This is a genomic window from Bacillus sp. GMs2/2, assembly GCF_050172095.1.
Classification (GTDB): Bacteria; Bacillota; Bacilli; order Bacillales; family Bacillaceae_G; genus Bacillus_A; species Bacillus_A cereus.
This window is the reverse complement of record NZ_JBNLYE010000114.1, coordinates 1-12,813: the sequence shown is the minus strand read 5'-3', so window position 1 is coordinate 12,813 and position 12,813 is coordinate 1. Positions and strand designations below refer to the sequence as shown.

The window sequence follows — 12,813 nt, the reverse complement described above, 5'->3', positions numbered from 1 at the left end:
ATGACGGATTTTACTTTGTAGCATGGACAAAATGAATAATGAACTTAAATGTAAAAGAATTTTTATAATGAAATAAAAAAGGAGTGGAAGAAATGGAAAAGAAAACAATGGGAATCCATCATATTACAGCGATTGTAGGGCATCCACAAGAAAATGTAGACTTTTATGCTGGTGTATTGGGGTTACGTTTAGTGAAACAAACAGTGAATTTTGATGATCCAGGTACGTACCATCTTTATTTTGGAAATGAAGGAGGAAAGCCTGGAACAATTATTACGTTTTTCCCATGGGCAGGTGCTCGTCAAGGTATTATTGGAGATGGTCAAGTAGGAATTACGTCTTACGTTGTACCAAAAGGTGCAATGGAGTTTTGGGAAAATAGATTAGAAAAGTTCGATGTTTCGTATACAAAAATGACTCGTTTTGGAGAGCAGTATTTAGAATTTGATGATCCGCATGGTTTGCATATAGAATTAGTTGAAAGAGAAAAAGGCGAATTAAATAATTGGAGTTTTGGAGAAGTTACACCAGAAGTAGCAATTAAAGGGTTTGGAGGTGCTGTTCTTTTATCTACACAGCCTCAAAAAACAGCTGAATTGTTAGAACATATTATGGGTCTTGAAAAAATTGGAGAAGAGGGTGAATTTGTTCGATTCCGTTCTTCTGCTGACATTGGAAATATTATTGATTTGAAATTATCAACAATCGGTCGTGGCCAAATGGGCGTTGGCACAGTTCATCATATTGCCTGGAGAGCGAGTGACGATGCTGATCAGCTAGACTGGAAAGAGCATGTGTCGCGTTTTGGATATCACGTAACTCCTGTACAAGATCGAAATTATTTTAACGCGATTTATTTTAGAGAACATGGTGAAATCTTATTTGAAATTGCAACAGATCCTCCTGGTTTCGCTCATGATGAATCGTTAGAGACGATGGGTGAGGAATTAAAGTTACCGGAACAATATGAACAACATAGAAAACAGATTGAACAAACGCTTTTACCATTTGAAGTGAGAAATTTAGATTAAAGTGATTGAAGGGGGAACAGGATTATGATGAAACATGTTTTTCAAAAAGGAAAAGATACGTCAAAACCAGTGTTGTTATTACTTCATGGCACAGGTGGTAATGAAGTAGATTTACTACCACTTGCAGAAATAGTTGATCCGGAAGCGTCGGTATTAAGCGTTAGGGGAAATGTGTTAGAGAATGGGATGCCGCGTTTCTTCCGCCGATTAGCAGAGGGCATTTTTGATGAAGAGGATTTAATTTTCCGTACGAAGGAATTAAATGAATTTTTAGATGAAGCGGCTAAAGAATATAAATTCGATAGAAATAACATTGTAGCTATCGGTTATTCGAATGGGGCAAATATCGCAGCAAGCTTATTATTCCATTACGAAAATGCATTGAAAGGTGCTGTGCTTCATCACCCAATGGTACCAAGAAGAGGAATGCAATTAGCAAATTTAGCAGGGAAATTTGTGTTTATTGCTGCTGGGACAAATGACCCAATTTGTTCATCAGCAGAGTCAGAGGAATTGAAGATACTATTAGAAAATGCAAACGCGAATGTAACAATGCATTGGGAAAATCGAGGGCATCAATTAACGATGGGTGAAGTAGAAAAAGCAAAAGAGTGGTATGACAAAGCATTTTAAAAAAGAAGCATCTGCTAACGATTAGCAGATGCTTCTTTTTTATTTAAGACTGGATTGCAAGATGAGATGAAGAAAGTGGTAGCTCAATATCAACAATTGTACCTTCATTTAATTCGCTTGAAATGTGTAATTTACCATGATGTTCTTCAATTATTTTGTAACACATCATTAATCCTAGTCCTGTGCCTTTTTCTTTTAAACTATAAAAAGGCTCGCCTAGACGGGAGATACGATCTTCTGGAATGCCACAACCTTCATCGATAATTCGTATTAAGATGAAATTATCCTCTAATGGTTTTGTTTGGATGAAAATATTTCCGCCATTTGGCATCGCTTCTATCGCATTTTTTAATATGTTTATAAAAACTTGTTTTAATTGGTTGCCGTCACATTGAATATCATATACGTAATCAAAATGATCCATGATGATATGAACGCTATGCATAATTGCAGTCGGTAAAATAAATGTAACTACCTCTTCAATTAAAGTTTGTATGTTACAAGTTTGGATAGATAATACTTGTGGCTTAGACATCGCCATAAATTGACTCGTGATGGATTCCATTTGTGAAATCTCACTTAACATAACATCGATATACCATTTTTGCTCCTCATTTATTTCAGGGAGGAGCAATGTTAGAAAACCCTTTAGGGAAGTGAGTGGATTCCGAATTTCATGGGCAATTCCAGCTGTCAGTTGTCCGACTACTGCGAGCTTCTCAGATTTTCGTAGTAACTTTTCAGTTTCTTTTAGCTCAGTAACATCTCTCCCCATCACGATAAGACCTTTGCGAGAACCATCAGGATGATAAAGCGGAACTTTTGATATACTTAAGATTAAATCGAAATCATCTCTATGTATAATAAATTCCTCGCCATGAAGAATTTGTCTTTGTTGCCATGCTAGTTCATCTACTTCTTCACAATGTAAAAAAGCTTCTCGGTATGCTTCATTATATTGAATGAGTTCGCTATCTTTTTTCCCGTGGTAAGGTACATGATGGAAGTTGAAGCAAGAAAGTGCGTAGTCATTTGCCTCAAGCCAGCGCCCTTCATGATCTTTAAATATAACAAACGCAGGCATGGAGTTTACTAATGTACGTAATCTCTTCTCACTTTCTTTTAGCATATTCTCAATTCTTTCTGATTTTTCAAGTGGCTTCATAATAGCGTATACACCAGTAAGACGATTTTGAACAAAAATAGGAACTAGTTTTGTCACAACATCTAATAAGAATCCATTTTTATGATAAATAGATAAGATATACTCTTGTTGATTATCCGCTTCAGTATTCTTTATATTTTGTAATACTTGCTCAGAAATATGGGCTCCTAAAATAGAGGTAATATTTTTCTGTTCTAATTCTAAAGAAGTGTAACCTAATATTCTTTCGGCAGAAGGATTTATATGTAGAATAACTCCTTCTAAATTTAATGAAATAATACTATCAGGATTATGTTCGAACAGAGATGCGTACATTTCTGTTAATGAACGATCTTGTATATGGTTTCGCAAACGTCTAGAAATGTTCGGATGACGTTTTTTTTGAGTTGGTGAATATTTTTTACGACTCATAATAGTTCCTCCGTACAAATAGCATCTAAAAAGATTTGTCTATTCATAACTATAATATAGATGTGATGTGTATTTCTATAAAAAATGGAAGTTATAGAATAAATTTTGTTTTTTTATTTTTTTTGCAAAGTGAATGCAGGATGGTAATAAGGGGAACTTATATTGTTTTATAACCCTTTTGTAAGTTACAGACGGCTGTTTTCCGTATAACATTAGGGTAGAGGAGGGGGAGAGAAAATGAAAAATTATATTCAAGGGATTGATCACGTGCAAGTAGCTGCACCTGTAGAGTGTGAAGAAGAGGCGCGTGATTTTTATGGGAATAAAATTGGTATGGTAGAAATTCCAAAGCCAGAAGAGTTGAAAAAACGAGGTGGATGTTGGTTTAAATGTGGAAATCAAGAAATCCATATTGGTGTCGAGCGGAACTTTACACCAGCTAAAAAGGCTCATCCAGCTTTTTATGTGAATGAAATTAATGAATTTAAGCAAACACTTATAGAGCAAGGTGTAAAAGTGATTGATGATTATGCACGGCCAGATGTAATTCGATTTTACGTATCAGACCCGTTTGGAAACAGAATTGAATTTATGCAAAATAAAGACTAGGTGTATTCCCACCTAGTCTTTAACTTCTTCTGAAAAGTCCTAACACTTCTACAGTTTCTGTAATATTAACGAATGCATTCGGGTCAATTTCAGAAATTGTAAGTTTCATACTTGCTAATTCTTCACGAGAAACAACCGTCATAAGTACACGCTTTTTCTCGCTTGAATAAGCGCCTTCGCCATCAAGTAACGTTATTCCACGTACAACAGTTGAAAGAAGTTGTTTTTTCATTTTTTCTGCTTCATTTGTTACAATCATAAGTGTAACTTTACGATGTTTTGTATGAACAGCATCAATTACTTTACCAGTTACATAAATTGAAAGTAAGCTTGTAAGTGCAACATCCCAAGTGAAGAAAAATCCTGCGATTATTACAACGACTGCATTTAAAACAATAAGGAATCCGCCAAGTTTAATGTCTCGCTTGCGGGATAAAAGCATACCGATAATATCAAATCCACCAGTGGATCCATTACAGTTAAAAACAAGACCAATACCAGCTCCGGCGATGACACCTCCGAAGATAGAAGATAACAATGGATCTGTTGCTACGACTTTTACTGGAACGTAGTATAATGCAACAGATAATACAACTACAGAGACAACTGTGTTAAAAATTACTTTTTTTCCAAGGCCTATGTACCCTAAAATAAGGATAGGTAAGTTTAATACAAAGTTAATAATGCCTGTGTTTACAGGGGTTACAATCCCTAAAATAATAGCAATTCCGCCAATTCCACTACTTAAAATTTTGTGGGGGATAAGGAAAAGATTAAAGGCAACCGCAATAATAATAGAACCGATAATAACACCAAGGAATCTGACCATTTCTTTCCCGTCCTTCACTGAAAAATTCATATTATTTCAAGATTATATATGATATTGAAAGTTTTGGGTAAAAACAGTTTATTTTGGTAAATTAGATTAATCGAAAGAATTTGAGTATTTTATCATTTGAAAGGGGATACAGTTGTGAAGATAAAAACATATCAACAGAAAAGCCCGTTGAAGCAAGAATGTGAGGATTCTTATTTTTGTAATAAAGATAAAAAGATTTATGGTGTATGTGACGGTGCAACACCACTTGTCCCGTTTCGTGATGAAAATGGACATAATGGAGCATACATCGCTTCGCATTTATTTGCAAGTTATTTTACTGCATTACGAGAGAATCATAGTTTACAATTTGCAGTTGCCAAAGCAAATGAAGCATTGCAAAGCAAAATGTTAGAATATGAAGTAGACACGGGGAAAAAAGAGCATTTGTGGTGCACATGTATCGCGGCAGTTCAAATAGTTGGTGAGAAAATTGAATATGCACAATTAGGGGACTGTATGATTGTCGCAACTTTTCAAAATGGAACGATGCAAGTATTAACGAAAGACACAGTTGAAGGAATTAGTAAACGAGCAAAAAGGAAGAGGGAAGAAAATCGTAAAAAAGGGTTATCTGTACCAGAAGAATATGTTTTTCAAGATGTGCGAGAACAGTTAAAATACAATCGTTATCTTGCAAATATGCCAAATGGTTATTCAGTTGCAAATGGAATGAAAGAAGCGATACATTATTTACAACATGGTGAATTACATATAGATGAAGTGAGTGGAATTTTTATTTGTTCAGACGGGTTATTCCACCCAGATTGGTCATTAGAACAAACTGTTGCATATATAAGAAAGAATAGTATAAACGAATATGTAGCAATCATTGAAGAGCTAGAAGCGGAAAAGAGAATAAGGCCAGATGATAAAACGATTATTATGATTGATTTTTAAGAGGAGGCAGTTCAAATGGAAATTAAATGTGTCAATCTAACATTTCAAGATGAATTAGTTCCTTTAGAAAAAGTAAATCAACTGATTATCCACCATACAGCTGAAGATGGATGGGACGTGTATAAAACGCATGAATTTCATCAAAAAGTACGGGGGTGGAGCGGGATTGGTTACAATTATTTTATTGAAGAAGATGGAACTGTAGTGGAAGGACGAGGTTTACATATTGGAGCGCATGCGAAAGACCATAACCGTTATACAATTGGAATATGTATGACGGGAAATTTCGATAAATACGATCCAACTCCTGCACAAGTGAATGCATTATATTCTTTATGCAAAATGTTTATGAAGCAATTTGCTATAAAGGAAAAAAATATACTAGGTCATAGGGAGTTAGAAGGAGTTACAAAAAGCTGTCCTGGTAATCGTTTTTCTATGGTAGAGTTAAGGAAGATATTATCTTAAATATAGAGGAGTAACAACGATGATGAATATAAAAATACCAAATGATAAAAAAGAAGAGCTTGTAGCGCAAATTCAGCAATTTTTCATGGAAGAAGATCTAGATGAAATTGGACGTTTCCAAGCAGAGCGTTTAATAGAAGAAATGATTAAATTAGTTGGACCATTTGCATACAATCAAGCAATTGGAGATGCAAGAAAGCTTGTAAGTGAGAAATTAACGAATATCGAAGAAGATTTATACGTGTTAGAGAAGAATGAAGGGAAATAAAAAAAGAGCCGATGGGCTCTTTTTTATTTTTCTTTCTTATGTTCCTTATATTCATGTACTTTTTCTTTCACATTACCAACTGTATCTTTGGAGGTGCCTTTCACCTTATCCCATTTTCCTTCAGCTTGTAATTTCTTATTGTCAGTTACTTTCCCGACAACTTCTTTTACTTCACCTTTTACCTTATCAATGGCACCTTCTACTTTTTCTTTTAAACCATGATCATGTTTAGTCATACATTTCTCCTCCTTGCAGTTTGATTAGAATTCTCTTTTCATATTGCAAGTTGAATGATGTATCTAGTAATAGCGTAACAAATCTAGTTGGAATATTCAAATGATTAATAGGATAGAAAAGGAATTGTCATAAAATGTTTAAAAATGTAACGGAAGGAGAAAGAAAGTAAATTATAATATGTCTTTTGCGGTCCATATTGATTTTGTATAAGCAATTTTCATATGGGCCCGTTCCATGTTATTTTGACTGCGGCTACCAAAGCGGGCTTGGCCAACTATTAAATGACAATTTGTCGCTATAGCTTTTTCTATTCTTTTTTGAATTAATGCAGTATGACAGCCGTTACGTTGAAATTCTGGCAAAGTAGCAGAAGCAGCTAATGATGCGACACCCTTATTTATATACAGGACACCAATACCGGCAGGGATATTTTGAACTTCAGCTATGAAAAAATGCCATCCTGGTTCATTGTAAAGAATTTCATTATTTTGGCGCACACCATCTGTTGTAAAGGATGGCATATTAAATCCACGTACATAAATGTCTGCAAAAATATCAAAATCATTTTCTTTTAGTTTTCGTATTGTAATATTAGAAGGAAGAAGTGATGAACCCTCTCTCGGTATACTATACAAAGCAGTATGGAAGCTAGATTGATAAAACCCTTTTTGAGATAAGTATTGAAATAATTCAGTTGTACCTTGTGCTGGGGTAATTTCAAAACGACAAGTGATTTGTAGTGATTGATAATAAGAGATAATTTCATCTAACTCATCTGTATTTGTAAATGTAATACCTTTTACCGTATTAAAAGCAGGACCAGCAATTATTTTTGATGAAAAGGCAGTGGCACTACCGAATTTTTTCATTTGCACTTGCATTGGGTTTCCGCTCATTGTTTGTAGTCTCTCTAATTTAGAAGAGAGCATATCAATTTCTGCATTTTCAATTTCTGTTGCCATATCGAGTGTCATAACAGTAGTCATAAAATTCCTCCGTTAATAAATATATTTCATAGTACATATACGATTTTTGTTTTGAGATTCCTGTTGAAATGTGAGAGAATAAGAGGTTTTTTGGAAGGGAAATGGAAGTGAACTGTCGAAGGGAGTAGAAACAGATTAAAGGTGGTGCTCTCATGAAACAAAAAGCCGTGCAGACATGCTCTAATTGTGGTTCTCAAAATATAGGAGAAGGTGAGTTTGTCGGATATGCACAAATACGGAAAAAGGAAACGATGTTCACATCTTCGCCGGTGGATGCTTATATTTGTACAGATTGTGGGAATATCCTTTTATTAAAGGTAAGGAATTATGAAAGGTTTAAACAGAAACCGTTATGATTATTGAGAAGTGGTCATATCCAACTTTGTATACGAAACGACTTATGTTAAGGAAAATGAATATGAGTGATAGTTTACATATATATGAGTATGCTACAGATAAAGAGATGACAACTTTTACTGTATGGGATGCTCATCGATCGTTATGTGACACATATAACTATATAGAAGAAATTGTGGGTCAGTACAATGGAGGGCAAGTAGCACCTCTTGGAATTGTATTAAAAGAGGAAAAAAAACTTATAGGCACGTGTGGATTTATAAAATATGATTTGGTCACACATACAGCAGAAATTGCATACGCCTTATCTCGAAAATATTGGGGAAGAGGATTAGCTACGGAGGCTGTGTTAGCTTTTTTCTACTATGGTTTTCATGAATTGCATCTTAATAGTATTGAAGCGGGATGTGATTCAGAAAATGAAGCATCTGAAAAATTAATGAAACGTTTGAATATGGAGTACAAATATACAATTCAGAAGGATATGTTTATTAAAGGTAAGAATCGTGATACAAAAAGGTATTTTATATCTAGAGAAAGATATATGAATCAATGAAATATCTTACATTGAAAACTCCTTTAAATGAATTAAGGAGTTTTTTTATTTTGATAACAACAAATGGACTATTAGGAAGCGCTATTTTTATTAACGTTCTAAGTATAGAAAAAAAACGCTATATAACACAATCGCAACCGCAAGTTGACAAAGTGCAACCGCAGGAAGATAGAGATAAGGGCAATGTTTACATACAATTTAGGTAAGAAAACAAAGGGGGACACACATATGGGATTTGGTGAAAAGCTTTTTAGATTAAGAAAGGAAAAGGGCCTTTCTCAAGAAGCATTAGCTGAAAAATTAAATACCACAAGGCAAGCAGTTAGTAAATGGGAAAACGGTCAAGGTTTTCCTGAAACTGAAAAATTAATAATGATTGGAAATGTATTTGAAGTATCACTCGACTATTTATTAAAAGAAACTGCAGAGCAAAGTAACGAAAAGGAAAATGGTTACTATGTAAGTAAGGAAATGGCAGAAGGGTATGTAGTGTATGGACAAAAAATTTCTAAATATATTGCGTTAGGATTTAGTTTGCTTATTTTATCTACAATACCGTACTTATTATTTAAAGAAAATGCGACAATGTCTACGTTTCTTGTCATTATCATTGCAGTGCTTGGGATTGGAGCAATGATGGCATCTGTAACGATAGAAGAGAGTCGATACAATGTATTGAAAAAGGAAGAACTACTATTTGATCAAAACTTTCTAAAAGAATTGACCAAAAGATATGCGACTATTAAGAAGAAGTATACGGCAGTAGTGATCGTTGGATTTTGTTTTATTGCAGCAGGAGCGATACCGTTTTTATTTGAGAAAAAACGAATTACTTCAGGAGAGCTTGTGCAGTACTACCCTTATTGTGTTGTACTTATTGCTATCGGAGTTTATCTTTTTGTTCGTGTGTTAGGAGTATGGGAGATATATCGGATCTTAGTAGAAAATAAAGAATATAGTAATCGTCTTATTTTTAAACTGAAAAAGAAAGTGAGAAAAAAGGTAGATAGTTTATAAAAGATAAAAAAACATGTTTCGAATCAATGTATTCAAAACATGTTTTTTATCGTTCTGAATTATTTCCAAGAAAATAATTCAGAAAATACAGAAAAATATAGTGGTTATTTGCAGAAGTCTGTTATAATAAACGGAAAATGAAAACGTTTTAAAGGGGGACATAACCAATATGATGATGAATGTACCGCTAACAATTAGTTCTATGATGGAAAGAGCAGAAAAACTGTTTTCCAAGAAAGAAATTGTTTCACGGACACATGATACAGTTACGACGTTAACGTATAAGCAGTTAGGTGAAAGGACGAGAAGGCTTTCCAGTTCGTTAAAAAAATTAGGAATTAAAGAAGGCGAGCGTATAGGAACGTTAGCGTGGAATCATCATCGACATGTGGAAGCGTATTTTGCTATTCCAGGTATTGCTTCTGTTTTGCACACGATTAATATTCGTTTATCTCCTCAACATATTTCATACATTATTCAGCACGCAGAAGACCGAATTCTACTTATAGATGAAGATCTCGTACCGCTCGTTGAAAATATTCAATCACAATTATCAACTGTACAAGCTTACATTATTATGACTGATAAAGATGAACTTCCAAATACTATGCTGGAGCCTGTATATCATTATGAAAAGCTATTAGAAGAAGGCGATCCCAATTTCCAATTTGTAAAAGATATTGATGAAAATACACCTGCTGGTATGTGTTATACGTCAGCGACTACAGGAAACCCAAAAGGTGTTGTATATACGCATCGTAGTACTGTATTGCATTGTATGGCACTCGGCTTAGCGGATACAGCTGCTTTATCGGAAAGTGATGCGGCGATGGCAATTGTACCGATGTTCCATGTGAACGCTTGGGGGCTTCCTTTTGCAGCTACTTGGTTTGGAACTAAACAAGTTCTGCCAGGACCAATGTTTACTCCAAAAATTTTATTAGAGATGATTCAAGCTGAAAAAGTAACGATAGCAGCAGGTGTGCCTACAATTTGGCTCGGTGTATTACAAGAATTAGAAAATAATAGTTACGATTTATCTAGTATAACGAGAATATTATGCGGTGGTGCTGCTGCACCGAAAAGCGTTATTAAAGCATTTGAACAAAAATATAATGTTCCTTTCGTACATGCATATGGTATGACTGAAACAAGCCCACTCGTAACACTTGCACGTTTAAAAAGTTATGAAACAGAATTATCATATGAAGAGCAATTAGAAATCCGCTCAAAACAAGGATATCTTGTCCCTGGTGTAGAGATGAAAGTAGTCGGTACAAATGGTGAAGTGAAGTGGGATGGTACTGAGATGGGAGAATTATGTTTACGAGCACCTTGGATCGCTGAAAGCTATTATAACGATGATCGTACTGTTGAAGGTTTTCGCGATGGATGGTTATATACTGGTGATGTTGTCACAGTGGATGAGGAAGGTTGCGTGAAAATTGTTGACCGTACGAAGGATGTTATTAAAAGCGGGGGAGAATGGATTTCTTCGGTCGATCTTGAAAATGCTTTAATGGCACATGATGCTATATTTGAAGCGGCTGTCGTTGCAGTTCCTCACCCTCAGTGGCAAGAGCGACCAATTGCCTGCGTTGTTCAAAAGAAAAATAGTACGGTTACAAAAGAAGAAATATATGAGTTTTTAAAACCACAATTTGCGAAGTGGTGGTTGCCAGATGATATTGTATTTATGGAAGAAATACCGAAAACATCTGTTGGGAAGTTTTTAAAACAGGCGCTTCGGAAAGAACTGGAGCATTTGCATAGAGAGAAATAAGTGAACTTCTATTTGTAAACTCTAATACATTAACGGTTGACAAAAGAGGGGTGGAAAGATAATATAATTTTTGTAATATGTTATCCAAAAACAATTTTAAGTTTACAAATAGGAGAAGCAAATATGAATACAAAAAACTTAGTTTTCGTCGCTTTATTTAGTTCTATTATGGGAGTGTTAGGGTTAATACCTCCGATTGCTCTTTCTATTACACCAGTTCCGATTACATTGCAATCACTCGGTGTTATGCTTGCGGGTGGGTTGTTAGGGTCACGCCTTGGTGCATTAAGTCAGCTTATTTTCTTACTTATTGTAGGAGTTGGAGCACCATTACTTGCTGGTGGCCGCGGTGGCCTTGGTGTATTTGTTGGGCCAAGTGCAGGATATTTACTTGGTTACATCATTGGAGCGTTTGTTATTGGTTATTTAATTGAGCGTTTACGTGAAGTTTCTATTATAAAAGTATTATGTATTAATATAATTGGTGGTATTTTCGTAGTTTATGTATTTGGTATTATTGTACAAGCGTTTTTAATGGATGTTTCTGTATGGGAGACAATGAAAGTGAGTGCTGTGTTTTTACCAGGGGATTGTATAAAAGCAATTATTGCGTCGATTCTCGTAACAAAATTACATCGTTCATTGAAACATATTATTACGCCCGCTTTAAAGAATGGAAAATATACAAATGCGGGATGATAAAGGGAAGAAACACGTTAATTCCGTGTTTCTTTTTATTATTTTTGTAAAGAAAGGACGTCTCATATGGGTATTACAAAAGAATACAAAAAGCATGCCTCTTTACAACCAAATAAAATAGCGATAAAGGAAAATGATAGAGTTTTAACATATAAAGAGTGGTTCGAATCAGTTTGTAAAGTAGCAAACTGGTTGCACGCAACAGAATCAAAGAATAAAACAATAGCAATCCTATTAGAAAATCGTATAGAGTTTTTACAACTATTTGCTGGTGCAGCTATGGCCGGGTGGGTTTGTGTTCCGTTAGATATAAAGTGGAAACAAGATGAGCTCAGAGAAAGAATTGAAATCAGTAATCCGTATATGATTGTGACAGAAAGATATAAGGTAAATGATTTACCGCATGAAGAAGGAAGAGTAATTGAAATTGATGAGTGGAAAAGAATGATAGAGAAATATCTTCCTACACATTCCACTGTAGAAAGTTTACGAAATGCTCCCTTTTATATGGGATTTACATCAGGATCAACTGGAAAAGCAAAAGCATTTTTACGTGCACAGCAATCGTGGGTTCATAGTTTTGATTGTAATGTACATGACTTTCATATGAAAATGGAGGATTCAATTTTAATAGCTGGGACGCTCGTTCATTCTCTTTTCTTATACGGGGCAATAAGTGCATTATATGTAGGACAAACGGTGCACATTATGAGAAAGTTCATTCCGAATCAAGTATTAGATAAGTTAGAAACTGAAAATATATCGGTTATGTATACAGTTCCGACAATGCTTGAATCTTTATATAAAGAAAATAGA

The 12,813-nt window shown here is 34.8% G+C and carries 16 protein-coding genes; 12 read left to right on the top strand and 4 right to left on the bottom strand.

What is annotated here, in order from left to right; genetic code table 11:
• Positions 1-92: 92 nt before the first annotated feature.
• A complete protein-coding gene (locus tag ACQGS6_RS15385) occupies positions 93-1,031 on the top strand; it encodes a ring-cleaving dioxygenase (protein ID WP_000412731.1) in 939 nt (312 codons plus the stop codon).
• 24 nt (positions 1,032-1,055) lie between these two features.
• Positions 1,056-1,664, top strand: coding sequence for an alpha/beta hydrolase (locus ACQGS6_RS15380; protein WP_426965279.1), 609 nt, complete (start codon positions 1,056-1,058; stop codon positions 1,662-1,664).
• A 43-nt stretch (positions 1,665-1,707) separates the two neighbouring features.
• Here the strand turns inward: ACQGS6_RS15380 and ACQGS6_RS15375 are convergent, their stop codons facing one another.
• A complete protein-coding gene (locus ACQGS6_RS15375; RefSeq protein ID WP_000087657.1) occupies positions 1,708-3,240 on the bottom strand; it encodes a BA3702 family sensor histidine kinase in 1,533 nt (510 codons plus the stop codon).
• A gap of 237 nt (positions 3,241-3,477) precedes the next feature.
• On the opposite strand from ACQGS6_RS15375, the gene ACQGS6_RS15370 reads away from it, so the two are divergent.
• The gene (locus ACQGS6_RS15370) at positions 3,478-3,849 is read left to right on the top strand and encodes a VOC family protein (RefSeq protein WP_000800767.1); all 372 of its coding nucleotides are present in this window, start codon (positions 3,478-3,480) and stop codon (positions 3,847-3,849) included.
• A 19-nt stretch (positions 3,850-3,868) separates the two neighbouring features.
• On the opposite strand, the gene ACQGS6_RS15365 is transcribed toward ACQGS6_RS15370, so the two are convergent.
• Positions 3,869-4,678: a YitT family protein gene (locus tag ACQGS6_RS15365; protein ID WP_000251347.1), complete on the bottom strand. Its 810-nt coding sequence runs from the start codon at positions 4,676-4,678 to the stop codon at positions 3,869-3,871.
• A 126-nt stretch (positions 4,679-4,804) separates the two neighbouring features.
• Here ACQGS6_RS15365 and ACQGS6_RS15360 point away from each other — a divergent pair, with 126 nt between their 5' ends.
• The 3 genes from ACQGS6_RS15360 to ACQGS6_RS15350 are packed head-to-tail and all read left to right on the top strand — an operon-like array spanning position 4,805 to position 6,362.
• Positions 4,805-5,626: a protein phosphatase 2C domain-containing protein gene (locus ACQGS6_RS15360; RefSeq protein ID WP_009326622.1), complete on the top strand. Its 822-nt coding sequence runs from the start codon at positions 4,805-4,807 to the stop codon at positions 5,624-5,626.
• A gap of 15 nt (positions 5,627-5,641) precedes the next feature.
• Positions 5,642-6,094, top strand: coding sequence for a peptidoglycan recognition protein family protein (locus ACQGS6_RS15355; protein WP_000402976.1), 453 nt, complete (start codon positions 5,642-5,644; stop codon positions 6,092-6,094).
• Positions 6,095-6,113: 19 nt separating this feature from the next.
• Positions 6,114-6,362, top strand: coding sequence for a DUF2164 domain-containing protein (locus ACQGS6_RS15350; protein WP_000981064.1), 249 nt, complete (start codon positions 6,114-6,116; stop codon positions 6,360-6,362).
• A 23-nt stretch (positions 6,363-6,385) separates the two neighbouring features.
• Here the strand turns inward: ACQGS6_RS15350 and ACQGS6_RS15345 are convergent, their stop codons facing one another.
• Complete coding sequence (locus ACQGS6_RS15345) at positions 6,386-6,598, bottom strand: CsbD family protein (protein ID WP_000160416.1); 213 nt, start codon at positions 6,596-6,598, stop codon at positions 6,386-6,388.
• A 171-nt stretch (positions 6,599-6,769) separates the two neighbouring features.
• Positions 6,770-7,585 (bottom strand): GNAT family N-acetyltransferase, encoded by an 816-nt coding sequence (locus ACQGS6_RS15340; RefSeq protein ID WP_000214347.1) that lies wholly within the window; start codon positions 7,583-7,585, stop codon positions 6,770-6,772.
• 152 nt (positions 7,586-7,737) lie between these two features.
• On the opposite strand from ACQGS6_RS15340, the gene ACQGS6_RS15335 reads away from it, so the two are divergent.
• The 6 genes from ACQGS6_RS15335 to ACQGS6_RS15310 all read left to right on the top strand — a co-directional run.
• Positions 7,738-7,941, top strand: a complete 204-nt coding sequence (locus tag ACQGS6_RS15335; protein ID WP_000810193.1) for a hypothetical protein — start codon at positions 7,738-7,740, stop codon at positions 7,939-7,941.
• Positions 7,938-8,498, top strand: a complete 561-nt coding sequence (locus ACQGS6_RS15330; protein WP_000582841.1) for a GNAT family N-acetyltransferase — start codon at positions 7,938-7,940, stop codon at positions 8,496-8,498. Before ACQGS6_RS15335 ends, ACQGS6_RS15330 begins: the two co-directional genes overlap by 4 nt.
• A gap of 228 nt (positions 8,499-8,726) precedes the next feature.
• Complete coding sequence (locus ACQGS6_RS15325) at positions 8,727-9,515, top strand: helix-turn-helix domain-containing protein (protein ID WP_341475445.1); 789 nt, start codon at positions 8,727-8,729, stop codon at positions 9,513-9,515.
• Between the two features lie 169 nt (positions 9,516-9,684).
• Positions 9,685-11,298, top strand: coding sequence for a long-chain fatty acid--CoA ligase (locus tag ACQGS6_RS15320; protein WP_074624855.1), 1,614 nt, complete (start codon positions 9,685-9,687; stop codon positions 11,296-11,298).
• A 123-nt stretch (positions 11,299-11,421) separates the two neighbouring features.
• Complete coding sequence (locus tag ACQGS6_RS15315; RefSeq protein ID WP_074624856.1) at positions 11,422-11,997, top strand: biotin transporter BioY; 576 nt, start codon at positions 11,422-11,424, stop codon at positions 11,995-11,997.
• A 66-nt stretch (positions 11,998-12,063) separates the two neighbouring features.
• On the top strand, positions 12,064-12,813 hold a 750-nt coding region (locus ACQGS6_RS15310; protein ID WP_426965278.1), incomplete at its 3' end, for an AMP-binding protein.